Annotated in this window: 23 protein-coding genes; 10 read left to right on the top strand and 13 right to left on the bottom strand. The window is 73.5% G+C overall.

What is annotated here, in order from left to right:
* Nucleotides 1-87: 87 nt before the first annotated feature.
* Genes pstC through pstB form a run of 3 tightly spaced genes read left to right on the top strand, consistent with a single transcriptional unit; the run spans nucleotide 88 to nucleotide 2,977 of the window.
* A complete protein-coding gene (pstC, locus tag ABZ858_RS05560) occupies nucleotides 88-1,101 on the top strand; it encodes a phosphate ABC transporter permease subunit PstC (protein ID WP_361372888.1) in 1,014 nt (337 codons plus the stop codon).
* Entirely contained in the window at nucleotides 1,098-2,159 is a 1,062-nt protein-coding gene (pstA, locus tag ABZ858_RS05555; RefSeq protein ID WP_361372886.1) for a phosphate ABC transporter permease PstA, read from the top strand. The genes pstC and pstA overlap by 4 nt, the downstream gene beginning before the upstream one ends.
* Nucleotides 2,160-2,200: 41 nt before the next feature.
* A complete protein-coding gene (gene pstB / locus ABZ858_RS05550; RefSeq protein ID WP_361372884.1) occupies nucleotides 2,201-2,977 on the top strand; it encodes a phosphate ABC transporter ATP-binding protein PstB in 777 nt (258 codons plus the stop codon).
* Nucleotides 2,978-3,096: 119 nt separating this feature from the next.
* On the opposite strand, the gene ABZ858_RS05545 is transcribed toward pstB, so the two are convergent.
* Entirely contained in the window at nucleotides 3,097-4,095 is a 999-nt protein-coding gene (locus ABZ858_RS05545; protein ID WP_361372882.1) for an inorganic phosphate transporter, read from the bottom strand.
* 7 nt (nucleotides 4,096-4,102) lie between these two features.
* Nucleotides 4,103-4,723 (bottom strand): DUF47 family protein, encoded by a 621-nt coding sequence (locus tag ABZ858_RS05540; RefSeq protein WP_026252685.1) that lies wholly within the window; start codon nucleotides 4,721-4,723, stop codon nucleotides 4,103-4,105.
* A gap of 227 nt (nucleotides 4,724-4,950) precedes the next feature.
* Between ABZ858_RS05540 and ABZ858_RS05535 the strand changes: the two genes are divergently transcribed.
* The gene (locus ABZ858_RS05535) at nucleotides 4,951-5,325 is read left to right on the top strand and encodes a metal-sensitive transcriptional regulator (RefSeq protein WP_361372880.1); all 375 of its coding nucleotides are present in this window, start codon (nucleotides 4,951-4,953) and stop codon (nucleotides 5,323-5,325) included.
* Nucleotides 5,326-5,354: 29 nt separating this feature from the next.
* Here the strand turns inward: ABZ858_RS05535 and ABZ858_RS05530 are convergent, their stop codons facing one another.
* Nucleotides 5,355-5,531, bottom strand: a complete 177-nt coding sequence (locus tag ABZ858_RS05530) for a hypothetical protein (RefSeq protein WP_361372878.1) — start codon at nucleotides 5,529-5,531, stop codon at nucleotides 5,355-5,357.
* Between the two features lie 109 nt (nucleotides 5,532-5,640).
* Nucleotides 5,641-6,489, bottom strand: coding sequence for a hypothetical protein (locus ABZ858_RS05525; RefSeq protein WP_361372876.1), 849 nt, complete (start codon nucleotides 6,487-6,489; stop codon nucleotides 5,641-5,643).
* Between the two features lie 153 nt (nucleotides 6,490-6,642).
* On the opposite strand from ABZ858_RS05525, the gene ABZ858_RS05520 reads away from it, so the two are divergent.
* Nucleotides 6,643-6,786: a hypothetical protein gene (locus ABZ858_RS05520; RefSeq protein ID WP_361372994.1), complete on the top strand. Its 144-nt coding sequence runs from the start codon at nucleotides 6,643-6,645 to the stop codon at nucleotides 6,784-6,786.
* 35 nt (nucleotides 6,787-6,821) lie between these two features.
* On the opposite strand, the gene ABZ858_RS05515 is transcribed toward ABZ858_RS05520, so the two are convergent.
* From ABZ858_RS05515 to ABZ858_RS05475, 9 genes are all read right to left on the bottom strand, one after another.
* Nucleotides 6,822-7,241 (bottom strand): NUDIX hydrolase, encoded by a 420-nt coding sequence (locus ABZ858_RS05515; RefSeq protein WP_361372874.1) that lies wholly within the window; start codon nucleotides 7,239-7,241, stop codon nucleotides 6,822-6,824.
* 16 nt (nucleotides 7,242-7,257) lie between these two features.
* Nucleotides 7,258-8,319, bottom strand: a complete 1,062-nt coding sequence (locus ABZ858_RS05510) for a CHAD domain-containing protein (RefSeq protein ID WP_361372988.1) — start codon at nucleotides 8,317-8,319, stop codon at nucleotides 7,258-7,260.
* A gap of 124 nt (nucleotides 8,320-8,443) precedes the next feature.
* The gene (locus ABZ858_RS05505) at nucleotides 8,444-10,792 is read right to left on the bottom strand and encodes an RNA degradosome polyphosphate kinase (protein WP_361372872.1); all 2,349 of its coding nucleotides are present in this window, start codon (nucleotides 10,790-10,792) and stop codon (nucleotides 8,444-8,446) included.
* Between the two features lie 143 nt (nucleotides 10,793-10,935).
* Nucleotides 10,936-11,856, bottom strand: a complete 921-nt coding sequence (mshD, locus tag ABZ858_RS05500) for a mycothiol synthase (protein WP_361372870.1) — start codon at nucleotides 11,854-11,856, stop codon at nucleotides 10,936-10,938.
* A gap of 54 nt (nucleotides 11,857-11,910) precedes the next feature.
* Complete coding sequence (locus tag ABZ858_RS05495) at nucleotides 11,911-13,362, bottom strand: HAMP domain-containing sensor histidine kinase (RefSeq protein ID WP_361372868.1); 1,452 nt, start codon at nucleotides 13,360-13,362, stop codon at nucleotides 11,911-11,913.
* Nucleotides 13,359-14,099, bottom strand: a complete 741-nt coding sequence (locus tag ABZ858_RS05490) for a response regulator transcription factor (protein WP_361372866.1) — start codon at nucleotides 14,097-14,099, stop codon at nucleotides 13,359-13,361. Before ABZ858_RS05490 ends, ABZ858_RS05495 begins: the two co-directional genes overlap by 4 nt.
* 123 nt (nucleotides 14,100-14,222) lie before the next feature.
* On the bottom strand, nucleotides 14,223-15,479 hold the full coding sequence (locus tag ABZ858_RS05485; RefSeq protein ID WP_361372864.1) for a trypsin-like peptidase domain-containing protein: 1,257 nt from the start codon (nucleotides 15,477-15,479) through the stop codon (nucleotides 14,223-14,225).
* Between the two features lie 112 nt (nucleotides 15,480-15,591).
* Complete coding sequence (locus tag ABZ858_RS05480; protein WP_361372862.1) at nucleotides 15,592-16,614, bottom strand: LacI family DNA-binding transcriptional regulator; 1,023 nt, start codon at nucleotides 16,612-16,614, stop codon at nucleotides 15,592-15,594.
* A gap of 423 nt (nucleotides 16,615-17,037) precedes the next feature.
* Nucleotides 17,038-17,949 carry a winged helix-turn-helix domain-containing protein gene (locus ABZ858_RS05475; RefSeq protein ID WP_361372860.1) on the bottom strand — a complete coding sequence of 304 codons (912 nt, stop codon included), beginning with the start codon at nucleotides 17,947-17,949 and terminating at the stop codon, nucleotides 17,038-17,040.
* Between the two features lie 259 nt (nucleotides 17,950-18,208).
* Here ABZ858_RS05475 and ABZ858_RS05470 point away from each other — a divergent pair, with 259 nt between their 5' ends.
* The 5 genes from ABZ858_RS05470 (at nucleotide 18,209) to ABZ858_RS05450 (ending at nucleotide 21,761) form a co-directional block, all read left to right on the top strand.
* On the top strand, nucleotides 18,209-19,057 hold the full coding sequence (locus tag ABZ858_RS05470) for an alpha/beta fold hydrolase (protein ID WP_361372858.1): 849 nt from the start codon (nucleotides 18,209-18,211) through the stop codon (nucleotides 19,055-19,057).
* A gap of 46 nt (nucleotides 19,058-19,103) precedes the next feature.
* Nucleotides 19,104-19,358, top strand: a complete 255-nt coding sequence (locus tag ABZ858_RS05465; protein WP_361372856.1) for a MoaD/ThiS family protein — start codon at nucleotides 19,104-19,106, stop codon at nucleotides 19,356-19,358.
* Between the two features lie 3 nt (nucleotides 19,359-19,361).
* Nucleotides 19,362-20,612, top strand: a complete 1,251-nt coding sequence (locus ABZ858_RS05460; RefSeq protein WP_361372854.1) for a hypothetical protein — start codon at nucleotides 19,362-19,364, stop codon at nucleotides 20,610-20,612.
* Nucleotides 20,613-20,758: 146 nt separating this feature from the next.
* Nucleotides 20,759-21,484 (top strand): DUF2993 domain-containing protein, encoded by a 726-nt coding sequence (locus ABZ858_RS05455; RefSeq protein ID WP_361372852.1) that lies wholly within the window; start codon nucleotides 20,759-20,761, stop codon nucleotides 21,482-21,484.
* Nucleotides 21,485-21,680: 196 nt separating this feature from the next.
* Nucleotides 21,681-21,761 (top strand): Ms5788A family Cys-rich leader peptide, encoded by an 81-nt coding sequence (locus ABZ858_RS05450; RefSeq protein WP_350751515.1) that lies wholly within the window; start codon nucleotides 21,681-21,683, stop codon nucleotides 21,759-21,761.
* Nucleotides 21,762-21,772 lie beyond the last annotated feature (11 nt).

Raw genomic sequence — 21,772 nt, 5'->3', positions numbered from 1 at the left:
CGCCACGCCGGGGGCCGGGCCGCACCGTCCGGTGCACCGCCGCCAGGAGCCGTACACCGCGTACGGCGCCGCAGACCGGAGAACCCGATGGACATATCCACACAGAACACAGACGCGGGCGCGCCTGCCACCCCCCGGCCGCCCCAGACCGAGCAGCAGCAGCGCGCCACCCGCGGCGCCACCCGGCCCGGAGACCGCATCTTCCTCGCCCTCTCCCGGGGCTCGGGCATCCTGCTGCTGGTGATCATGGCCGCGATCGCGGGCTTCCTCACCTACCGCGCGTTCCTCGCCATCGGCAGGGACCACGGCAACTTCCTGACCACCTTCGAGTGGAACACCAACCTGCAGCCGCCGGTCTTCGGCATCGCCGTGCTGGCCTTCGGCACGGTGGTCTCCTCGGTGGTCGCCATGGTCATCGCGGTCCCGGTCGCGGTCGCCATCGCGCTCTTCCTCACCCACTACGCCCCGCGCCGGCTCAGCGGCCCCATCTCGTACGTCATCGACCTGCTCGCCGCCGTGCCGTCCATCGTGTACGGCCTGTGGGGCGCCCTGGTCCTGGTCCCGCACCTGGACGGCCTGTTCGGCTGGCTCAACGACTACCTGGGCTGGACCGGGATCTTCTCCTGGGACGGCGGCGCGCCCCGCTCGATGCTCACCGTCGGCGTCCTGCTGGCCATCATGATCCTGCCGATCGTGACCAACGTCAGCCGTGAGGTGTTCCGCCAGGTCCCGCGCATGCACGAGGAGGCGGCACTCGCGCTGGGCGCCACCCGCTGGGAGGTCGTGCGCATGTCGGTGCTGCCCTTCGGGCGCTCCGGCGTGATCTCCGCCTCGATGCTGGGCCTCGGCCGCGCGCTCGGCGAGACGATGGCCGTGGCCACCGTGCTCTCGCCGACCTTCGACATCCAGGCCAGCCTGCTCGACCCGGGCGGCGGCACCTTCGCGCAGAACATCGCCAGCAAGTTCAGCGAGGCGACCCAGGACGGCCGGGACGCGCTGATCGCCTCCGGCCTGGTCCTCTTCGTCATCACCCTGCTGGTCAACGGAGCGGCCCGGCTGATCATCGCCCGCCGCAAGGAGTACTCGGGGGCCAACGCATGAGCACCGCGACCACCGCCGCGCAGCGGGGCGGCAGCCTGCGCGGCGCGTCCCTGCCCCGCTGGTCCCCCTGGGCCATCGCCGCCGGCTCCCTCGCCGCCGCCGTCCTGATCGGGCTGGCCGGCGGCCTGCACAGCCACGTCCAGTGGGGCCTGATCGCCGGGATTCTCTTCGTGCTGGGCACCTACGGCATCGCCGCCCGCGTCGAGGGCCGCCGCCAGGCCAAGGACCGGGTCGCCACCAGCCTGGTCTGGGTGGCCTTTCTGCTCGCCGTGGTGCCGCTGGTCTCCCTGGTGTGGACGACCGTGCAGCGCGGCGTGAAGGTCCTGGACGTCTACTTCCTCACCCACTCGATGGGCGTGGTCGCCGACACCGAGCCGGGCGGCGGCATCTACCACGCCATCATCGGCAGCCTGGAGCAGGTCGGCCTCGCCACCCTGATCGGCGCCCCGATCGGTGTGCTCACCGCGATCTACCTCGTGGAGTACGGGCGCGGCGCGCTCGCCCGGGCCGTGACGTTCTTCGTCGACGTGATGACCGGCATCCCCTCGATCGTGGCCGGCCTGTTCATCCTCAGCCTGATGCTCATCTTCAAGATGGAGCCCTTCGGCTTCGCCGGGTCGCTGGCCCTGGCCATCCTGATGATGCCGGTCGTGGTGCGCTCCACCGAGGAGATGCTCAAGCTCGTCCCGAACGAGCTGCGCGAGGCGTCCCTCGCCCTGGGCGTGCCGAAGTGGCGCACCATCGTCAAGGTGGTCCTGCCGACCTCGATCGGCGGCATCACCACCGGTGTCGTGCTGGCCATCGCCCGGATCGCCGGCGAGACCGCCCCGGTGCTGCTGCTGGTGTTCGGCAACCCCTTCATCAACACGAACCCCTTCGAGGGGGCGCAGTCCTCGCTGCCGCTGTACATCTACCAGCAGTACGCGAACAGCGCGGGCTCCGGCGCGGCGTACGACCGCGCGTGGGCGGCCTCGCTCACCCTGATCGCCTTCGTGATGATCCTCAACCTGGCGGCCCGCGGCATCGCCCGCTGGAAGGCCCCGAAGTCCGGTCGCTGACCGCGGCCCAGCGACCGAAGAAGACTGGAAGTGAAGTAGTCATGGCCAAGCGAATCGACGTGAGCGGGCTCACCGCCTACTACGGCGCACACAAGGCGATCGAGGACATCTCGATGACGGTGGAGCCGCGTTCGGTGACGGCGTTCATCGGCCCGTCCGGCTGCGGCAAGTCGACGTTCCTGCGCACCCTGAACCGGATGCACGAGGTCACCCCCGGCGGCCGCGTCGAGGGCAAGGTGATGCTGGACACCGAGGACCTGTACGGCGCCGGGATCGACCCGGTCTCCGTCCGCCGCGAGGTGGGGATGGTCTTCCAGCGGCCCAACCCCTTCCCCACCATGTCGATCTTCGACAACGTGGCGGCGGGGCTGCGGCTCAACGGCGGCCACAAGAAGAGCGAGCTGGGCGACATCGTGGAGAAGTCGCTGCAGGGCGCCAACCTCTGGAACGAGGTCAAGGACCGCCTGAACAAGCCGGGCGCGGGGCTGTCCGGCGGCCAGCAGCAGCGGCTGTGCATCGCGCGCGCGATCGCGGTCGCGCCCAAGGTGCTGCTCATGGACGAGCCCTGCTCCGCGCTCGACCCGATCTCCACCCTCGCCATCGAGGACCTGATCGGCGAGCTGAAGGAGCGCTTCACGATCGTCATCGTGACGCACAACATGCAGCAGGCGGCGCGCGTCTCGGACCGTACGGCGTTCTTCAACCTCGCCGGGGTCGGGCAGCCGGGCCGGCTGATCGAGATCGACGACACCGAGCGGATCTTCTCCAACCCGTCGGTGCAGGCCACCGAGGACTACATCTCGGGCCGCTTCGGCTGACCGGCGCGGGCCGGTCCACGGACCCCTCGCGGTGCTGCATGGCGGTGCCACCGTGAGGACGCGGAAGGGCCCGCCCCCGAGGCCGGGGGCGGGCCCTTCCCGCGTGTACCGCGGTGTTCCTACAGGATCACGAGGTTGATCAGCCAGAAGGCGACGGCCGAGACGATCGCCGCGGCCGGCATGGTGATGAACCAGCCGAGCACGATGTTCTTCGCGACGCCCCAGCGGACGGCGTTCACCCGCTTGGTGGCGCCCACGCCCATGATCGCGGAGGTGATCACATGCGTGGTGGAGATCGGCGCCTTGAAGACGAACGCGGTGGTGAACATGATCGACGCGCCGGTGGCCTCGGCCGCGAACCCCTGCGGCGGGTCCAGCTCGATGATCTTGCGGCCCAGGGTGCGCATGATGCGCCAGCCGCCCGCGTAGGTGCCCAGCGACAGCATCAGCGCGGAGACCAGCTTCACCCACACCGGGATCGGGTCGCCGTAGGTCTCGGCACCGCCGATGACCAGGGCCATCACCACGACACCCATGGTCTTCTGGGCGTCCTGGAGGCCGTGGCCGAGCGCCATGCCGGCCGCCGACACGGTCTGCGCTATGCGGAAGCCGCGCTTGGCCTTGTGCGGGTTGGCCCGGCGGAACATCCACAGGATGGCCGTCATCACCAGATAGCCGACGATCAGGCCGACCACCGGGGACAGGAACATCGGAGTGACGACCTTGTCGACCACCCCGGACCAGTACACCGTGGTGCCGCCCGCCAGCGCCGCGCCCACCAGGCCGCCGAACAGGGCGTGCGAGGAGGACGAGGGCAGGCCGAAGTACCAGGTGACCAGATTCCAGACGATGGCCCCGAGCAGGGCCGAGAAGAGGATGCCCATCCCCTTGCCGCCGGAGGGGGTCTCGATCAGGCCCTCGCTGACGGTCTTGGCGACGCCGCTGCCCAGGAAGGCACCGGCGAGGTTCATCACCGCGGCCATCGCCAGTGCCGCGCGCGGGGTGAGCGCCCGGGTGGAGACGGAGGTGGCGATGGCGTTGGCGGAGTCGTGGAAGCCGTTGGTGTAGGCGAAACCGAGCGCGACCAGGATGGTCAGAACCAGAGCGAAGGTGTCCATGGACGCCTCAGGACTCCTTGACCGCGATGGTCTCCACCGTGTTCGCCACGTGCTCGAAGGCGTCGGCCGCCTCCTCCAGTACGTCCACGATCTGCTTGAGCTTCAGCACTTCGATCGCGTCGTACTTGCCGTTGAACAGGTGGGCCAGGAGCTTGCGGTGGATCTGGTCCGCCTGGTTCTCCAGGCGGTTCACCTCGATCCAGTACTCCGTGAGGTTGTCCATGGTGCGCAGGTGCGGCATCGCCTCGGCCGTCAGCTCCGCCGCCCGGGCCAGCACCTCGATCTGCTGCTCGACGCCCTTGGGCAGTTCCTCGACGTTGTAGAGGACGACGAGGTCGACGGCCTCCTCCATGAAGTCCATGATGTCGTCGAGGGACGACGCGAGGGAGTAGATGTCCTCGCGGTCGAAGGGCGTGATGAACGAGGAGTTCAGCTGGTGGAAGATCGCGTGTGTGGCGTCGTCGCCCGCGTGTTCGGCGGCCCGCATACGCTCTGCGATCTCGGCCCGGGCGGAAGCGTCCGCCCCGAGCAGTTCCATCAGGAGCTTGGAGCCCGTGACGATGTTGTCCGCGGACGCGGCGAACATGTCGTAGAAGCTCGTCTCCCTGGGGGTCAGACGAAAGCGCACGTGGGGTCCTCGGGGTGCTTCGGTTTCGGTCAGGGTGATGCTAAGCGCATCATCCGGCCACGGCTAAGGGGCCGTCCCCCAGTGTCGCCCATCAGGCACAGTGGTCGGCACGGGGGCGGTCCCAGGGCCCGTCAGGCAGGTCTCGGGCCCCGGTGCGCGGCGAAATTCGTTACGATATACCCAGCGGGGGTATATCCCCCGATTTCCGTTCCGAGCGGGAGGACGCGATGACGACCACCGAGGCCGGCCCGACGGCGTCCTTGGGGACCCCCGGGCAGCAGGACGCGGCGCCGCACGGGGACGCCGGTCACGACCACGCCACGTACGGCTACCACCAGCAGAAGGACGAGCACCTCAAGCGGCTGCGCCGGATCGAGGGCCAGATCCGCGGGCTGCAGCGGATGGTCGACGAGGACACCTACTGCATCGACATACTCACCCAGGTCTCCGCCTCCACCAAGGCCCTGCAGTCCTTCGCCCTGCAACTGCTCGAAGAGCACCTGCGGCACTGCGTCGCCGACGCGGCCGTCGAGGGCGGCTCCGAGATCGACGCGAAGGTCGAGGAGGCCACCAAGGCGATCGGGCGGCTGCTGCGCACCTGACCAAGGCGCGGAAGAGTGCGTACGGCGGCTCAGCGGCCCGTGCCGGACCGGCGTTCCTCGGCCACTCTGAGCACCTCGTCGATGCTCTCCAGGCTGAGCCGCTCCGCGGCCGCCGAGGCGGCGATGATCAGCTCTCCGCACAGTTCGATCTCGGCGAGGGCCACGTGGTCCTGCACTGCCGTACCGCCCACCGGAGCCACGCGCATCACCCCATCTCTGCCGTCGACAGCTTCCTAGAGTAAGGAGACCGGGGCGGTTCGCGCATGGCACGGAAGGGCTAGTCCGCCGCTCATTTCGGCGGTCGTCCCCGGTGGCTCACTGCTCGGCCACGTGCCCGGTGTAGATGTCGGCAGGCTGCGGCAGCCGTACGGTCACCGGGGTGCCGAAGGCGAACAGCAGCGTGGTCGCGTAGACGGCGACGGTGCCCTTGCGGCGGGCGTTGACGAAGACGAAGCCCTGCCGCAGCTTGCGGATGCGGCCCTGGTCGTCGAGGTACACGTCGAACGGGACGTCGGCCGTGGCGAACCCTTTCGCCGCCGCCCGCAGCGCCCCCTGGTCCGCCGCCCCGGCACCGCGCGCCGCCAGCGCGAGATCGGCGGTGCCCTGGAAGTGCCGCACGGCGATGCCCGCCACCCGGGTCCGCCCCACGTACGCCGCCGTGCGCGTGCCGCGCAGCACCTCCGCGGCGACGAACGGGTCGGTGGCGCCCCCGGTGACGAGGTTGCCGTCGAGCAGGGTGGCCGTCGCCACCCGCACCCACTTGCCGGCGGGCACTCCCGCCCCCCGGTTCTTCATGAACAGCGCGCCCGGCGCCAGGATCTCGACGATGGGCACGTGCTCGGCGGCACCGGCCGGGTCCTGCGGCAGCACGACCGTCAGCTGCCCGAGCTGCCCCCGGTAGTCGTAGGCGCCCTCGCCGCGGATGGTCACCCGGGTGCCGCCGGTGGCCATCTCCATCGACGTACGCAACTGGGAGGTGCCCGCCGCGCGCAGCGCGTCCGCGGCCTGCCGCACGGTGCGCACCGGACCGCCGGCGGGCCGCGCGTCCTCGGCGGCCGCGCCGCTGCCGGCGCACCCCGAGACGCCCGCGCACAGCGCCAGCGCCGCCGCGAGCGCCGCCGCGCCGATCCTGCCCCGAGGGGGGACTCCCAGCCGCTCCGCCATCGCCTGCCTACCCCCAGCCGGTCCGTCCCGTCGCGGGCCTTCGTCGTCCGGTTAACGACGGGTAGGGAACGCCGTCACGCGCCGGAGGGCGGCCGGGGGCATCCGCACGGGGCCGCAACCGGCCGTTCACCCGGCCTGGGTAGCGTGGTCACCGTGGCGCAGCAGGAACATCGCACGACGACCGTCGAACAGGGCCGTTTCTGTCTGGCCCGCTGCAGCTGCGGCTGGCGCGGCCCGGCCCGCCGGGCGCGGAGCGCGGCCCGCACGGACGCGGCGGAGCACGAGCGGGGCGGCTGACCGCCCCGGGGCGGCTGCCCGCGCAGTGGCCGGTTTCAGACCCTGCGCAGGGCGCGCAGCAGCTCGTCGACCAGTTCGCGGTCGCGGAGCCGGGTCAGGCGGTCGCGGGCGTCGTCCGGCGGGAGCCAGCGCAGCCGGTCCACCTCCTTGTTGGGGACGAAACGGCCCGCCGCGGCCTCGGCGGCCCAGTACCGCACCTGCTTGGGGCGGCCGCCGGTCCGGTAGGCCAGGGTGCTCAGCGGCGGGCCGGGCACGGCGGTGTACCCGGTCTCCTCCTCGACCTCGCGCAGGGCGCCCGCCAGCGGGTCCTCGCCGGGTTCGAGCTTGCCCTTGGGCCAGGACCAGTCGTCGTACTTGGGCCGGTGCACCAGGCACAGTTCGAGCGTCCCGTCCGCCGGCGAGCGGCGCCACAGGACGCAGCCGGCCGCCAGGACGGGCTTCTCGGGGCTCGTCATGTCGCTCCCTCCCCGCTCAGCCGGCGCCGACCGGCTGCCCCAGCCACGACTGCTGGAAGGTGAACCTGGCCGCCTCCACCTCGTGCCGCTGGTCGGCGTGGAGCACGCCCAGCGCGTACGCCGTCGCCGGGGCGATCCGCGGGGTGCGGGCCGCCGAGGCCGCCGCGGCGGCGGCCTCCGAGGCGTCGCGGTGCCGGTCGAGGGCCTGGCCGGCCGTGCGCAGCCGCAGCTCGGCCGGGGCGGCGGGGGCGGCCGGGCGGGACGCGGCTCCGCGCAGCGCCTCACGGGCGTACCGGTGCAGGCGCAGCAGCAGGCGGACCTGATGCCAGGGCGCGTCCTGCGGGTGCGGGGACAGGTCCGGGGACAGGCCGTGGACCAGGGCCTCCGCGTTGTAGGGGCTGCCCGCGGTGACGAGGGGGAGCGCGGTGACGGCGTCGGCGAGGCGGTCCTCGGCGGCGGTGGCCAGGGGCCGCAGGTCGGTGCTGTGCGCGGCGGGGGCGAGCGGGACGTCGCTGGCGAGGACGGCGACCTTGTCGGCGACGGCGTGGAAGCGGGAGGAACCCAGCGCCTGGAGGGCCGTGGAGTGGGCCCGGGTGCGGGCGAGGGTGAGCTGACGGTCCAGCAGGGCGCCCGCCTTCGCCGCGCCCACGGTCAGATGGCCGCGGTCCACCGCGCCCGGCCGGCCCGGATGGGCCGCGCCGCCGGACGCCGCCGCCCGCTGCGCGGCGGGCGCCGCCCCGGCGCCACCGGCCGCGCCGCCCGCGCCGGGCTCCGCCGTACCGGCCTCCCCGCCGCGCGGCGACAGCCGGTGCAGGGCCAGCAACAGCCGTTCCAGGCGCGCCTGGTAGGCGTGCTCGCGGGCCAGCGTGCCGGACAGCCAGGCCAGTTCCGGGCGCAGCTCCTCCGCCCAGGTCTCCTCCAGCGCGGGCCGGAAGGTGTGCAGGCTGCCGCTGATGCGGCGGGCCGCGCGGCGCAGCGCGCGGGCCGCGTCGAGGGACTCGGCGGTGCCGGCCGCCGCGCCGCCGCTCTCGCCGTGCAGCCGCAGGGCGCGGAGGAACTCGGTCGCCTGCGCCCGCAGATAGGCCGCGAGGGCGTCCGCGGTGCCGTCCCCGGAGGTGGCCGCGGCGGTGTCCGTGACGGGGGCGTCGTCCTCCCCGGTGAGCCGGGGGACGGTCCCGGCGGCGGCGGTGCGGTCCGTCGGGTCAAGGTGTCGCTGTGCCACGCCGGCGCCTCCGGGCGTCTATGAGCATCTCCTGGATGTTGCGCAGGGGCTGGCCGTCCGTGTCCGTCGCGTGCCGGGTCCAGTCGCCGTCCGGGCCGAGGTGCCAGGAGGCGGTGGTGTCGGACATGCCGGTCTCCAGCAGCCGGTTGAGCATGGCCCGGTGGGCGGGGTCGGTGACCCGGACCAGGGCCTCGATCCGGCGGTCGAGGTTGCGGTGCATCATGTCGGCGCTGCCGATCCACACCTCCGGCTCGCCGCCGCCGCCGAACGCGAACACCCGGGAGTGCTCAAGGAACCGGCCGAGTATGGAGCGGACGCGGATGTTCTCCGACAGGCCCGGCACGCCCGGGCGCAGCGCGCAGATGCCGCGCACCCACACGTCGACCGGGACGCCCGCCTGGGAGGCCTGGTAGAGGGCGTCGACGACGGCCTCGTCCACCACCGAGTTGACCTTGATCCGGATGAACGCGGGCCGCCCGGCGCGGTGGTGCTGGATCTCCTTGCGGATACGGGAGACCAGGCCGTCGCGCAGGGACTTGGGGGCGACCAGCAGCCGGCGGTAGGTCTCGCGGCGGGAGTAGCCGGAGAGCCGGTTGAACAGGTCGGAGAGGTCGGCGCCGACCTGCGGGTCGGCGGTGAGCAGCCCGAGGTCCTCGTACAGGCGGGCGGTCTTGGGGTGGTAGTTGCCGGTGCCGACGTGGCTGTAGCGGCGCAGCGTGTCGTCGCCCTCCTGGCGGACCACCAGGGACAGCTTGCAGTGCGTCTTGAGGCCGACGAGGCCGTAGACGACGTGGCAGCCGGCCTCCTCCAGCTTGCGCGCCCACTTGATGTTGGCGTGCTCGTCGAAGCGGGCCTTGATCTCGACCAGCACGAGGACCTGCTTGCCGGACTCGGCGGCGTCGATGAGCGCGTCGACTATGGGGGAGTCGCCCGAGGTCCGGTACAGGGTCTGCTTGATGGCGAGCACGTCCGGGTCGGCGGCGGCCTGCTCCAGGAACGCCTGCACGGAGGTGGAGAACGAGTCGTAGGGGTGGTGCAGCAGCACGTCCCGGCCGCGCAGCGCGGCGAAGATGTCCGGCGGCGAGGCCGACTCGACCTCGGCGAGGTCGCGGTGGGTGCCGGCGATGAACCGGGGGTACTTCAGCTCGGGCCGGTCCAGGCTGTGGATGCGGAACAGGCCGGTCAGGTCGAGCGGGCCGGGCAGCGGGTACACCTCGGCCTCGCTGATCTTCAGCTCGCGCACCAGCAGGTCGAGCACCTCGCGGTCGACGGACTCCTCGACCTCCAGCCGCACCGGCGGCCCGAAGCGGCGCCGCATCAGCTCCTTCTCCAGGGCCTGGAGCAGGTTCTCGGTGTCGTCCTCCTCGACCTCCAGGTCCTCGTTGCGAGTGAGGCGGAAGGTGTGGTGCTCCAGGACCTCCATGCCCGGGAACAGCTCCTCCAGGTGGGCGGCGATCACGTCCTCCAGGGGGACGTAGCGGCCCGGGGAACTCTCCAGGAAGCGGTTGAGCAGCGGCGGCACCTTGACGCGGGCGAAGTGGCGGTGGCCGGTGACCGGGTTGCGCACCACGACGGCCAGGTTCAGGGAGAGGCCGGAGATGTACGGGAAGGGGTGCGCGGGGTCGACGGCCAGCGGGGTCAGCACCGGGAAGATGCGCTGCCGGAACAGCGTGAACAGGCGGGCCTGCTCCTTCTCCGTCAGCTCGCTCCAGCGAACCAGGTGGATGCCCTCCTCCGCGAGGGCGGGGGCGACGTCCTCGTGGTAGCAGGCGGCGTGCCGGGCCATCAGCTCGCGCGAGCGCGCCCAGATCATCTCCAGCACCTCGCGCGGCTGGAGGCCGGAGGCGGAGCGGGTGGCGACGCCGGTGGCGATACGGCGCTTGAGGCCGGCCACCCGGACCATGAAGAACTCGTCCAGGTTGCTGGCGAAGATCGCCAGGAAGTTGGCCCGCTCCAGCAGCGGGGTGTCCGGGTCCTCGGCCAGTTCCAGAACGCGTTCGTTGAAGGCGAGCCAGCTGCGTTCCCGGTCGAGGAAGCGGCCCTGCGGCAGCCGCTCCCCGCCGTCCCCCGGCTCCTCGTAGTCGTCGAGGTCGGCGTCGAGGTCGGGTTCCAGGTCGGAGACCGCCGCGGCCACGGTGTGCGGGCGGCGGGCGGTCAGGGAGCCCGCGGAGGGCTGGAGCCGCGGGACGGATGCTGCCGGCTGGGCGTCTGGCTCGCTCATGAACCCATTCTTCCGCGCTGGGTGCGGGACAGGCGCGTCGGAGAGCACGGGCGGGAGCGCGGGTGGGGATCCCCCGGGGGGCGCGGGCTCTGGCACGGCGGGTTTCATGGGGCGAGCGTCGCAAGCCAGTCTGAATGACCGGTTACGGAGACATGACGTGCGGGACACCGGGAGGCGGCCCGCGGGTACTCGGCCTCTCCCGGAGGCCGCCCCCAAACCGCCCTCTCCGGCCCCCGGTGCTCAGCCGGTGCTCAGGTCTCCGTCCGGTACATGAGGTCCGTCTCGTACGTCGTGAAGCCCAGCCGTTCGTAGACCGCCACCGCGGCCTTGTTGTCGGCGTCGACGTACAGCATCGCGGCGGGCAGGCCCCGGGCGGCCAGGTGGCGCAGGCCGGTCACGGTGAGCGCCTTGCCCAGGCCGCCGCCCTGCGCGCCGGGCCGCACCCCGACGACGTACACCTCGCCGAGGCGCTCCTCGGCGTGCACCTTGGTCCAGTGGAAGCCGATCAGCCGGCCCGCGCGCTCGGCGAGGAAGAACCCCTCCGGGTCGAACCACGGCTCGGCCTCGCGGGCGTCCAGGTCGCGCTGGGTGAGCGAGCCCTGCTCGGGGTGGTGGGCGAACGCCTCCGCGTTCACCGCGAGCCAGGCCGCGTCGTCCTGGCCGGGCACGAAGGCCCGTACCGTCACGCCCTCGGGCAGCGCGGGCTCGGGCAGGTCGAAGCCGGCCAGCGGGCGCCGCATCTGCCGCAGCTCGCGGAAGAGCGTCAGCCCGAGGACCTGCGCGAGGTGCCGGGCGGCGGAGTGCCCGCCGTGCGCCCACACCCGCAGCCGCTTGCCGGAGGCGGCCAGCAGCGCCGAGCCGAGCGCCCGGCCGTGCCCGTGGCCACGGTGCGCCGGGTGCACGACCAGCTCGGCGGCGGGCGCCTCCACCGGGTCGGTGTCCTCCAGCTGCGCGTAGCCGATCAGCTCACCGTCCAGGCTCAGCAGCAGATGGGACACGCCCGTGCGGGCGCCGCCGCGCAGCAGCAGCCGCCCCTGCTCGGACACCGCCTGCTGGCCGTCGGCGCGGGCGGCCTCGGCGAGCAGGGCGAGCACGGCGTCGGCCTGGTCCGGGGCCAGTTCGGCGCGGGTCTCCACTGAGCGGGCGATCGGTGCGGTGTCGTCGCTGGTCATGCGTCCGAGAGTACAGAGCGGGGACCGGGAGCGGGCCTCAACGCCGTCCCGCCCTCACGGCAGTTCCGGGGGCGGGGTGGCCGCGCCCGGCAGCCGTACGGTGGCCACCGTGCCGCCGCCGTCCGCCGGGGTCAGGGCGACCTCGCCGCCGGACTGGCGGACGGTGCGGTCCACGATGGACAGGCCGAGCCCGGAGCCGGGCAGGGCGCGGGCGCCGGGGGAGCGCCAGAAGCGGTCGAAGACGTGCGGGAGTTCGTCGGCGGGGATGCCGGGGCCGTGGTCGCGGACGGTGAGGACGCCGTGGGCCAGCCGCACCTCGATGGTGCCGCCCTCGGGGCTGAACTTCACCGCGTTGTCGAGGAGGTTGACCACCGCCCGTTCCATGGCGGCCGGTTCGGCGCGGACGAACCAGGGTTCCAGGTCGGCGGTGACGGTCAGCTCGGGGCCGCGCAGCCGGGCGCGGCGCAGCGCCGCCTCCACCGTGTCCTGGAGCGCGATCACCTGGATGCGCTCGCCGCGCTGGCTCTCCGAGCGGGACAGTTCCTGGAGGTCGCCGATGAGCGAGGCCAGTTCGGTCATCTGCGCCTTCACCGAGGCCAGCAGCGCCTTGCGGTCGGCCTCGGGCAGCGGGCGGCCGGTCTCCTCGCTGCGGGTGAGGAGTTCGATGTTGGTGCGCAGCGAGGTCAGCGGGGTGCGCAGCTCGTGGCCCGCGTCGGCGATGAGCTGCTGCTGGAGGTCGCGGGAGGAGGCCAGGGAGGCGGTCATCGAGTTGAAGGAGCGCGACAGCCGGGCGATCTCGTCCTCGCTGTCGTCGGCCACCGGGATGCGGACCGCCAGGTCCTCGGTGCGGGCCACGTGCTCGACGGCCTCGGTCAGCTCGTCGACCGGGCGCAGCGCGGCGCGGGCGACGGCGAGGCCGGTGGCGCCGGCGCCGATCACTCCTATGCCGGAGACGAGCAGCAGCAGCAGGGCCAGGTCGTTGAGGGTCTTGTCGGTGTCCTTGAGCGGCGAGGCGATCAGCAGCGCGTGGCCGGGGTAGAGCTGGGAGCCCGCCGGGAAGGTGACGAACAGGGGGGCGGTGAGCACGCGCACCGGGTTGCCGTGGGTGTCCGTGCTGTTGTGCATGGTGCCGTCGCGCCCCGGGTCGCGGGCGATGGCCAGGTCGCGGTCGGTGGCCCGGACGGTTCCGGCGGAGTTGCCGAAGACGCAGGTCACGCCGGTGGAGCTGATCACCTGGACGTAGTAGTCGGTGGAGCCGGGGCCGCGGTCGCCCGGGGCGGAGGGCGTGCTGGAGCAGTTGTTCAGCAGGCTGTCCACGCTGCGCGAGCCGACCGGGCCGCCGGCCGCGCGCAGATCGTTGTCGATCTGCTGGTACAGCTTCCCCTGCACGATGAACCAGCAGGTCACCGACACCGCGGCCACCCCGAAGGCGACCGCCGCCGCCACCAGGAGCGCGAGCCGGGAGCGGATCGGCAGGGAGCGGAAGCGGCGCAGCGCCCTGGTCACTCCGCGCCGCCCTGGCGCAGCACGTACCCGACCCCGCGCACGGTGTGCACCAGGCGCGGCTCGCCGCCCGCCTCGGTCTTGCGGCGCAGGTACATCACATAGACGTCGAGCGAGTTCGAGGAGGGCTCGAAGTCGAAGCCCCAGACCGCCTTCAGGATCTGCTCGCGGGTGAGCACCTGGCGCGGGTGCGCCATGAACATCTCCAGGAGCGTGAACTCGGTGCGGGTCAGCTCCACCTGGCGTCCGGCGCGGGTGACCTCGCGGGTCGACAGGTCCATGCGCAGGTCGCCGAAGGTGAGCGCGTCGTCCCCGTCGGCCGCGGCGGCGACGGCCGCCGCGTAGGTGCTGCGGCGCAGCAGGGCCCGGATGCGGGCGAACAGCTCGTCCAGCTCGAACGGCTTGACCAGGTAGTCGTCCGCCCCGGCGTCCAGGCCGGTGACCCGGTCGCCGACCGTGTCGCGGGCGGTGAGCATGAGGATCGGGGTGGTGTCGCCGGCGCCGCGGAGCCGGCGGGCCGCGGTCAGGCCGTCCATGCGCGGCATCTGGATGTCGAGGACGACCAGATCCGGCCGGTAGGCGCCCGCCTTCTCCAGCGCGTCCGCGCCGTCCACGGCGACCTGGGTGTCGTAGCCCTCGAAGGCGAGGCTGCGCTGGAGCGCCTCGCGTACCGCGGGCTCGTCGTCGACGATCAGGATGCGCTGGGTGTCACGGTCGCGGTCGGCGTCGGCGGGGCTCATCGGTCGCTGTTCCTCGGTGGCTCGGGTCCGGGGCGGACACGGTCGGGTCGGGGCGTTCTCGGGACGTACCCAGACTCGCACGGTCCGCACCCGCCCCGTGCGGTACGGCGGCGGGGGCCCGGGTCAGTTCTGCGCGCCGGAGCGCAGCTTGGCCAGGTCGGCCTTGACGGTGTTGACCGGGATGGCGAAGCCGAGGCCGACACTGCCGGCGTCGGAGGAGCCGGAACCGGAGCCGGAGGCGGACGCCGCCGAGTACATCGCCGAGTTGATGCCGACGATGTTGCCGTTCGCGTCGATCAGCGCGCCGCCGGAGTTGCCCGGGTTCAGGGACGCGTCGGTCTGGATCGCCTTGTAGGTGGTGGTGGAGGAGCCGGTGTCGCCGTTGAAGTGCCGGCCGCCGAACTCGAACGGCCACTGGCCCTCGCCCTGCCCTTGTCCCTGGCCCTGTCCCTGGCTCTCGTCGGTGGACACGGTCACGTCCCGGTTGAGGGCGGAGACGATCCCGCTGGTGACGGTGCCGGTCAGGCCCTCGGGGGAGCCGATCGCCACGACCTGGTCGCCGACCGCGACGCCGTCGGAGTTGCCGAGGGCGGCCGTCTTGAGCCCGGAGGCGCCCTGGAGCTTGATCAGGGCGAGGTCCTTGGAGCTGTCGGTGCCCACCACCTGCGCGGTGTACGTGCTGCCGTCGCTGGTGCGTGCCTTGACGGAGGAGGCGCCCGCGATGACGTGGTTGTTGGTGACGATCTCGCCGCCGCTGGAGATGATCACGCCGGAGCCGGTGGAGGTGCCGTTGTCGAGGGTGGCGGTGATCTCCACGACGCTCGGGCTGACCGCCTTGGCGATGGCGGCGACGCTGCCGCGCTGGCTGGAGGGCACCACGTTGGTGCTGGTGCTGCTGGAGGCGACGGTGTCCTTGCCGGTCAGCTCCTGGAAGGCGTACGCGGTGCCGCCGCCCACGGCCGCGGCGGCGATCGCCACGGCGGCGAGCAGCGCGAGCGGGCCCTTGGCGCGCTTCTTCGGCGCGGGACCGGGACCGGGGGCGGGAGCGGAACCGACGGGGGGCAGTACGGCGGTGCCGCCGTCGTGCCCGCCGTGATGCCCGCCGCCGTGGGCGCCCCACGCGCCGCCCGGGGCGCCCCAGGTGCCGCCGTGCGCGGCGGTCGGGCCGGGCTCGGCCGCGTAGGACTGCGCGGCGGGCTGAGCGGCGGGCTGAGCGTAGGGCTGCGCCGGGGCGTACGCCGGCGGGGGCGGCCACTCCGGGTTCACCGGGGAAGAGGTGTGGGGGTGCTGATCCGCCGACTGCGCGGAGTGAGCAGTCGGGGTCGTTCCGTCACCCTGGGTGTACTCGTACGCGCCGCTGCGGCGGATGCTGTCGGTCATGTCATCGACTGTGTCCCGTGATCATGAGAGCTTCCTGAGTCCCCGCTGAGAAGCCCGACAGAACCGCGTATGCCCGATGTAAGGGGCCCGGCCGGGCGGCTCGGGGCCGGGGTCAGGCGCAGCCGCAGGACCGGCGGACGACCAGCCGGGAGGGGAACACCTTGAGCCGCTCCCGCCGCGAACCGGCGACCCGCAGCCCGTCGTCGAGCACGAGGTCCACGGCCGAGCGGGCCATCGCCGACCGGTCGGAGGCGACCGTGGTCAGCTGCGGGTCCGCGAGCGCCGCCTCCTTGATGTCGTCGAACCCGGCCACCGCCAGCTCGCCGGGGACGTCGATGCGCAGCTCCCGCGCGGCCCGCAGCACGCCGATCGCCTGGTCGTCGGTGGAGCAGAAGATCGCCGGCGGCCGGTCGGGCCCGGCGAGCACCTCCAGGCCGACCCGGTAGGCGTCGTAGCGGTTGTACGGCGCCTCGAACAGGCGGCCCTCGGTCGGCAGCCCCGCCTCGGCCATCGCGCGCCGCCAGCCCTCGACGTGGTCGGAGACCGGGTCGCCCACGGCCGGGGTGTCCGCGGTGCCGCCCAGGCAGGCCACGTACGCGTGGCCGTGCTCCAGCAGGTGCCGTACGGCGAGCTGCGCGCCGCCCAGGTCGTCGGTGACCACGGCCACGTCGTCGATCGCCTCGGGCCGCTCGTGCAGCAGCACCACCCGGGCGTCCCAGGCGTCGATCTCGGCGGCGGCCAGGTCGTTCAGCGCGTGCGAGACGAGGATGAGGCCGGAGACGCGCATCCCGAGGAAGGCCCGCAGGTAGTGGACCTCGCGCTCGGCGACGTAGTCGGAGTTGCCGACCAGGACCATTTTCCCGCGCTCGGCCGCCGCCCACTCGACCGCGTGCGCCATCTCCCCGAAGAAGGGCTGGCGGGCGTCCGGGACGATCAGGCCTATGAGGTCCGTGCGCCGCGAGGCCATCGCCTGGGCGACCCGGTCCGGCCGGTACCCCAGCTCCTTGATCGCGGCGAGGACACGCTCGCGCGTGGCCGGGGCGACCGGCCGGGGTCCGTTGTTGATCACGTAGCTGACCACCGCGGTGGAAGTCCCCGCCAGCCTCGCCACGTCGTCCCGAGTCACCTTGGCCACGCGCGGAGTCTACGCGGATGGACCCGCCCTGGGCACGGCGTATCAGTGCGTGGATGAGCGATGGGGGCGGGGCGCGCTTTCGGGTGCGCTGGGACGCGGCCCGGGCCTTCGCGTGCCGTGCGACTCGGGGCGCGCTCTCGGGTGCGCTGGGACGTGGCCCGGGCCTTCGCGTGCCGTGCGACTCGGGGCGCGCCCTCGGGTGGGTTGCGACGTGGCCTCGGCCTTCGCGTGCCGCCCGACTCGGGGCGCGCCCCCGCGTGCGGTACGCGTGCTCGACGACTTGGCCCGGGGCCTCGCGTGCGCTGCGCCCCGGGGCGAGCCCCGGCGTGCGGCTGGGGGTGCTCCGGCGCGCGGCTGGGGGCGCGCCCCGGGCGCGCGGCTGGGGAGGCGCCTCGGCGGGCGGCCGGGGCGCCTCGGCGTGCGCTACGACTCCGGCCGGGTCTTCGCCGCGCCGTGGCCCGCCGTGGCCTGCCGGCCACTCTCCTGGTCCTGGTCCCGGCTCCCGTCCTGGTCCCGGCTCCCGTCCTGGCTCCGGCTCGCGTCCTGGTTCCGGCTCGCGTCCTGGTTCCGGCCCCGGTCCCGCTCCCGGCTCCGGTCGCGGCCCCGGCCGGGCTGGTCCGTGGGCTCGGGCCGGGTCCTGGCCTCCTCCGCCGACCGCTCCGGCTTCTCGGGGGTGACGAAGCGGTAGCCGACGTTGCGCACGGTGCCGATCAGCGACTCGTGCTCGGGGCCGAGCTTGGCGCGCAGCCGCCGGACGTGCACGTCGACGGTCCGGGTGCCGCCGAAGTAGTCGTAGCCCCAGACCTCCTGGAGGAGCTGGGCGCGGGTGAAGACCCGGCCCGGGTGCTGCGCGAGGTACTTCAGCAGCTCGAACTCCTTGAAGGTCAGGTCGAGCACCCGGCCCTTGAGCTTGGCGCTGTAGGTCGCCTCGTCCACCGACAGGTCGCCGTTGCGGATCTCCATGGGCGAGTCGTCGTCGACGAGCTGCTTGCGGCCCATGGCCAGCCGCAGGCGGGCCTCCACCTCGGCGGGACCCGCGGTGTCCAGCAGGACGTCGTCCACGCCCCAGTCGGCGGTGACCGCGGCCAGGCCGCCCTCCGTCACCACGAGGAGCAGCGGGGAGCCCGGTCCGGTGGAGCGCAGCAGCTGGCACAGGCTGCGCACCTGCGGCAGGTCGCGGCGCCCGTCGACCAGGATGACGTCGGCGCCCGGGGTGTCGACGAGGGCGGGGCCCTCCGCCGGTGCCACCCGCACGTTGTGCAGCAGCAGGCCCAGGGCGGGGAGCACCTCGGCCGAGGGCTGGAGGGCGTTGGTGAGCAGCAGCAGGGAACTCATCGCGCCGTCCCTCCCCCGGGCACTCGGCATCGCTCGCGCGGGGCGGCCCCCGATGCCTGGGCCGTCGTATGGTCGTGCACGGTTCGCTCGTCCATGGCGTCTCGTTCCTCCGCGTGTGGCCGTGGGGGAGTGTGCGGCACTGCTGCGTCTCTTCCAGTCGTACACCTGCGGTTTCCCGCGTCGTATACAACGCTTCCGAAAGCACGAAAGGACCCGGGGGCTTCGCTGCCCGAGTCCTCTTCCCAGCACAATAGCCGACATGAGCGGGGATTCGGCAGGTCATGTGGCGCGTCCGACGTCCGCCCCGACGTCCGCCCCGGCGTCCGGGACGCCGCCGCGCGCCCCGGTCAGGACGTTCCTGCGCACGGCGGACGGGGTGGCGGTCGAGGCGGCGTACGAGCCGGGAGCGGCCCCGCGCGGGACAGGCCAGGTGTTCGTGGTCGCGCACGGTTTCACGGGCGGCCTGGACCGGCCGCACGTCCGCCGGGTCGCCCGCGTGTTCGCCCGGTACGGTGCCGTGGTCACGTTCTCCTTCCGCGGCCACGGGGCCTCCGGCGGGCGCTCCACGGTCGGCGACCGCGAGGTGCTCGACCTGGCGGCGGCGGTGGCGTGGGCGCGCGGCTTCGGGCACCCGCGGGTGGCGACCGTCGGTTTCTCCATGGGCGGCTCGGTGGTGCTGCGGCACGCGGCGCTGCACGGACCGGAGGGCACGGACGCCGTGGTGTCCGTGAGCGGCCCGGCGCGCTGGTACTACCGGGGCACCGCCCCCATGCGCCGGCTGCACTGGCTGGTCACGCGCCCCGAGGGCCGCCTGCTGAGCCGCTACGGCCTGCGCACCCGCGTCCACCACCGCGACTGGGACCCCGTCCCGCTCTCCCCGGTGGAGGCGGTCCCGCGCATCGCGCCCACCCCGCTGCTGATCGTGCACGGCGACCGGGACGCGTACTTCCCCCTCGACCACCCCCGCATGCTCGCCGCGGCCGCCGGTGACCACGGCGAACTCTGGCTGGAGCCCGGCATGGGCCACGCCGAGAACGCCGCCCCGGACGCCCTGCTGCACCGCCTGGCCCGCTGGACCCTCGCCGGGGAGGGCCCCGGAAGGGCCTAACCTGAACCCTGTTCATCACGAGTGGCATGAGGACATGAGGAACGGCATGGCAAAGGTCACGGTGCGCTACTGGGCGGCGGCGAAGGCCGCGGCCGGGGTCGCCGAGGAGCCGCACGAGGCGGAGACGCTGGCCGGGGCGCTCGCCGCGGCGCGCGAGCGGCACCCCGGTGACCTCGCGCGCGTCCTGCCGCGCTGCTCGTTCCTCATCGACGGCGACCCGGTGGGAACGCGCGACCATGAGACGGTACGGCTGATCGAGGGCGGCACGGTCGAGGTGCTCCCGCCGTTCGCAGGAGGGTGAGCGATGACCGACCGGCCGTATGAGGGATCTCCGCACGAGGGCTACGAGGGATACGAGGGCTACGACCCGTACACCCAGCAGCAGCACAGCGGGCAGCAGCAGCACAGCGGGCAGCAGCAGTACCCCGCCCAGCAGCAGTACCCCGCCGAGCAGCCGTACGCCGCCCGGCAGCCGTATCCGCAGCAGGCGCCGCAGCCCTGGCCCGGAAGCGGGGACGGAGGCGGAGACGGGTACGGCCAGCAGCAGCCGTACGCGGACCCGCACGCCGCCCCCTACACGCAGCAGTGGCAGGGCCAGACCTGGGAGACGCAGACCCACGGGCAGCCGGTCGTCGCCGCCCCGGAAGCGGCGGCGCGGACCGCCTACCTGCCGTCGCTCGACCACCCGGCCCCGGCGTCGGCCCAGGTCCCGGCCGCGGACCCCGCCCCCGCCCCGACACCCGCCCCGACCGGCGCCGACCCCGACTACGGGCCCGCCACGCTCGGCGGCAACACCCGTGTCACCGACGCGCAGCGCGCCCGGGCCGAGGGCCGCTCGCCGGTCATCGACCCGGGGATGCAGCCGGCCGCGCTCACCGCGCTGCTGGGCCTGCTGCTGGCGGGCGCGGCGCAGGCGGGCACGTACGCGCTGCTCGTGCCGCTGGTGGTGCTCCAGGCGGTGACGGCGGCCGGCTGGTTCCGGCTGAACGGCATGTGGCCCGCCCGCCAGGGCATCGCCCTCGCCTTCGCGGGCGCGCTGGTCTCGGACGCGGCCGTGCTGGGCGCGGGCCGCGCGCACGCCCCCGCCGCCATCCTCGGCACGCTCGGTGTGTGGGTGCTGCTCTCCCTCGTCCTCCAGCTGCGCTCCCACGCCGACCCGGACGAGCGGATGTACGGCCTGATGGCGACCGTCGCCTCGGCGGCGCTGTCCGTCGTGGCCACCGGGTACCTCGCGGGCGGCGCGGACGCGGTCACGGTCGGCGCGGCGGCGGTCGCGGTGGCCGTCCTGGCGCGGGCGCTGCCGCTGCCGGGGGCCGCCTCGGTGGTGGTCGCGCTGCTCGCGGCGGCCGGTGCGGGCATCGCGGCCGGCACCATGACGGGGCTGGGCACCAAGGGCGCGCTGCTCGGCGCGGGCGCGGCGGTGTGCGCCCTGATCGGGCACCGGGTGGCGGCCTACGACTACCCCTCGCGCTTCGTCCACTTCACGGCCGGTGTGGCCCTGCCGCTGTCGGCGGCGGCGCCGGTGGTGTGGGTGCTGGGCCGGGCGCTGGGATAGCCGGCGCCCCGCCGCGCGGGGATACCTCCGGGCGCCCCGGGTAACAGCTGGTCTACAGACTTCGGGCCGGGCTCGCCCGCGGGGTTACGCTCGCGAAGGCGGCCGCCCGGTCGTCGCCAGGTCCGCCGAGGTGGGGGAAACACCGCATGCGCGCGCTGCGAGTGCTGCTGATCGTCGCCGTCGTCCTCGGCGTGCTCTTCGTGGTGGCCGACCGGGTGGCGGTGCGCTACGCGCAGGGCCGGGCGGCCGACGAGCTGCGGAGCACGGAGAACCTGGCGAGCACCCCCGACGTGACCATCAAGGGGTTCCCGTTCCTCACCCAGCTCGCGGGCGACAAGCTGGACGACGTCGAGGTCGGCATCCGCGGCTACGAGGCCGACACCGGCGACGGCGGGCAGAAGATCCGTATCGACGATCTCGAAGCGGACCTGAAGGGCGTGCGGTTCTCCGGCGACTACAGCTCCGCCACCGCCGCCACCGCCACCGGCACGGCCACCGTCTCCTACGCCGAGCTGCTGAAGGCGGCGAAGGCCCGGCCGACCCAGGTGCTGCCCGGGGTGACCACGCAGGTGGTGGGCCTGTCGGACGGGGGCAACGGCAAGATCAAGGTGGCCGTGAAGGTCTCCGTGCTGCCGACGCCGATCTCCGTGCTCAGCTCCGTCGCCGTGGACGGCGACAAGGTGCGGGTCAAGGCCGACGGCCTGCCCACGCTGGCCGGTCTCGCGCTCGCCGAGAACCGGATGCGCTCGATCACCGACTTCCAGCAGGCCATCGACCGGCTGCCCGGCGGCATCCGGCTGGACTCGGTGCGGGCGGCGAAGAACGGGGTCGAGATCAAGGTGAAGGGTTCCGACGTCAGGCTTGAGGGGTAGGACTGCGAAGGCGCCCGCTCCGCTGTCCGACTGGCGAGACACCCGTCCGCGGCGCAGCTCCGGGGCCCGTGGCAGGCGCCCCGCCCCCCGCGCGCACCACCCCCCACCCCCTCCTCGTCCCACATTCCGGACGATCGTGTCTCATCATCCGACATGCCGGTGACATGGCCGCCTGTCCCTCCCTACGATCGCCCTTATGAAGCGACAGGCGGATCTCACAAAGCGGCGGGCAGTGGACCTGTGCCGCGTGGCCGCCATGCTCTGTCGCCCCTTCTGAGCGGGGGCTCC

The organism is Streptomyces sp. NPDC047017, from assembly GCF_040644175.1.
Classification (GTDB): domain Bacteria; phylum Actinomycetota; class Actinomycetes; order Streptomycetales; family Streptomycetaceae; genus Streptomyces.
This window is presented reverse-complemented; position numbering and strand designations above follow the sequence as displayed.

What these genes read in the sequence shown, in the direction of transcription:
- pstC (WP_361372888.1), top strand. Translation starts at nt 88, where the DNA reads ATGGACATATCCACACAGAACACAGACGCGGGCGCGCCTGCCACCCCC.
- pstA (WP_361372886.1), top strand. Translation starts at nt 1,098, where the DNA reads ATGAGCACCGCGACCACCGCCGCGCAGCGGGGCGGCAGCCTGCGCGGC.
- pstB (WP_361372884.1), top strand. Translation starts at nt 2,201, where the DNA reads ATGGCCAAGCGAATCGACGTGAGCGGGCTCACCGCCTACTACGGCGCA.
- ABZ858_RS05545 (WP_361372882.1), bottom strand. Translation starts at nt 4,095, where the DNA reads ATGGACACCTTCGCTCTGGTTCTGACCATCCTGGTCGCGCTCGGTTTC.
- ABZ858_RS05535 (WP_361372880.1), top strand. Translation starts at nt 4,951, where the DNA reads ATGACGACCACCGAGGCCGGCCCGACGGCGTCCTTGGGGACCCCCGGG.
- ABZ858_RS05530 (WP_361372878.1), bottom strand. Translation starts at nt 5,531, where the DNA reads ATGCGCGTGGCTCCGGTGGGCGGTACGGCAGTGCAGGACCACGTGGCC.
- ABZ858_RS05525 (WP_361372876.1), bottom strand. Translation starts at nt 6,489, where the DNA reads ATGGCGGAGCGGCTGGGAGTCCCCCCTCGGGGCAGGATCGGCGCGGCG.
- ABZ858_RS05515 (WP_361372874.1), bottom strand. Translation starts at nt 7,241, where the DNA reads ATGACGAGCCCCGAGAAGCCCGTCCTGGCGGCCGGCTGCGTCCTGTGG.
- ABZ858_RS05505 (WP_361372872.1), bottom strand. Translation starts at nt 10,792, where the DNA reads ATGAAACCCGCCGTGCCAGAGCCCGCGCCCCCCGGGGGATCCCCACCC.
- mshD (WP_361372870.1), bottom strand. Translation starts at nt 11,856, where the DNA reads ATGACCAGCGACGACACCGCACCGATCGCCCGCTCAGTGGAGACCCGC.
- ABZ858_RS05490 (WP_361372866.1), bottom strand. Translation starts at nt 14,099, where the DNA reads ATGAGCCCCGCCGACGCCGACCGCGACCGTGACACCCAGCGCATCCTG.
- ABZ858_RS05485 (WP_361372864.1), bottom strand. Translation starts at nt 15,479, where the DNA reads ATGACCGACAGCATCCGCCGCAGCGGCGCGTACGAGTACACCCAGGGT.
- ABZ858_RS05475 (WP_361372860.1), bottom strand. Translation starts at nt 17,949, where the DNA reads ATGAGTTCCCTGCTGCTGCTCACCAACGCCCTCCAGCCCTCGGCCGAG.
- ABZ858_RS05470 (WP_361372858.1), top strand. Translation starts at nt 18,209, where the DNA reads ATGAGCGGGGATTCGGCAGGTCATGTGGCGCGTCCGACGTCCGCCCCG.
- ABZ858_RS05465 (WP_361372856.1), top strand. Translation starts at nt 19,104, where the DNA reads ATGGCAAAGGTCACGGTGCGCTACTGGGCGGCGGCGAAGGCCGCGGCC.
- ABZ858_RS05460 (WP_361372854.1), top strand. Translation starts at nt 19,362, where the DNA reads ATGACCGACCGGCCGTATGAGGGATCTCCGCACGAGGGCTACGAGGGA.
- ABZ858_RS05455 (WP_361372852.1), top strand. Translation starts at nt 20,759, where the DNA reads ATGCGCGCGCTGCGAGTGCTGCTGATCGTCGCCGTCGTCCTCGGCGTG.
- ABZ858_RS05450 (WP_350751515.1), top strand. Translation starts at nt 21,681, where the DNA reads ATGAAGCGACAGGCGGATCTCACAAAGCGGCGGGCAGTGGACCTGTGC.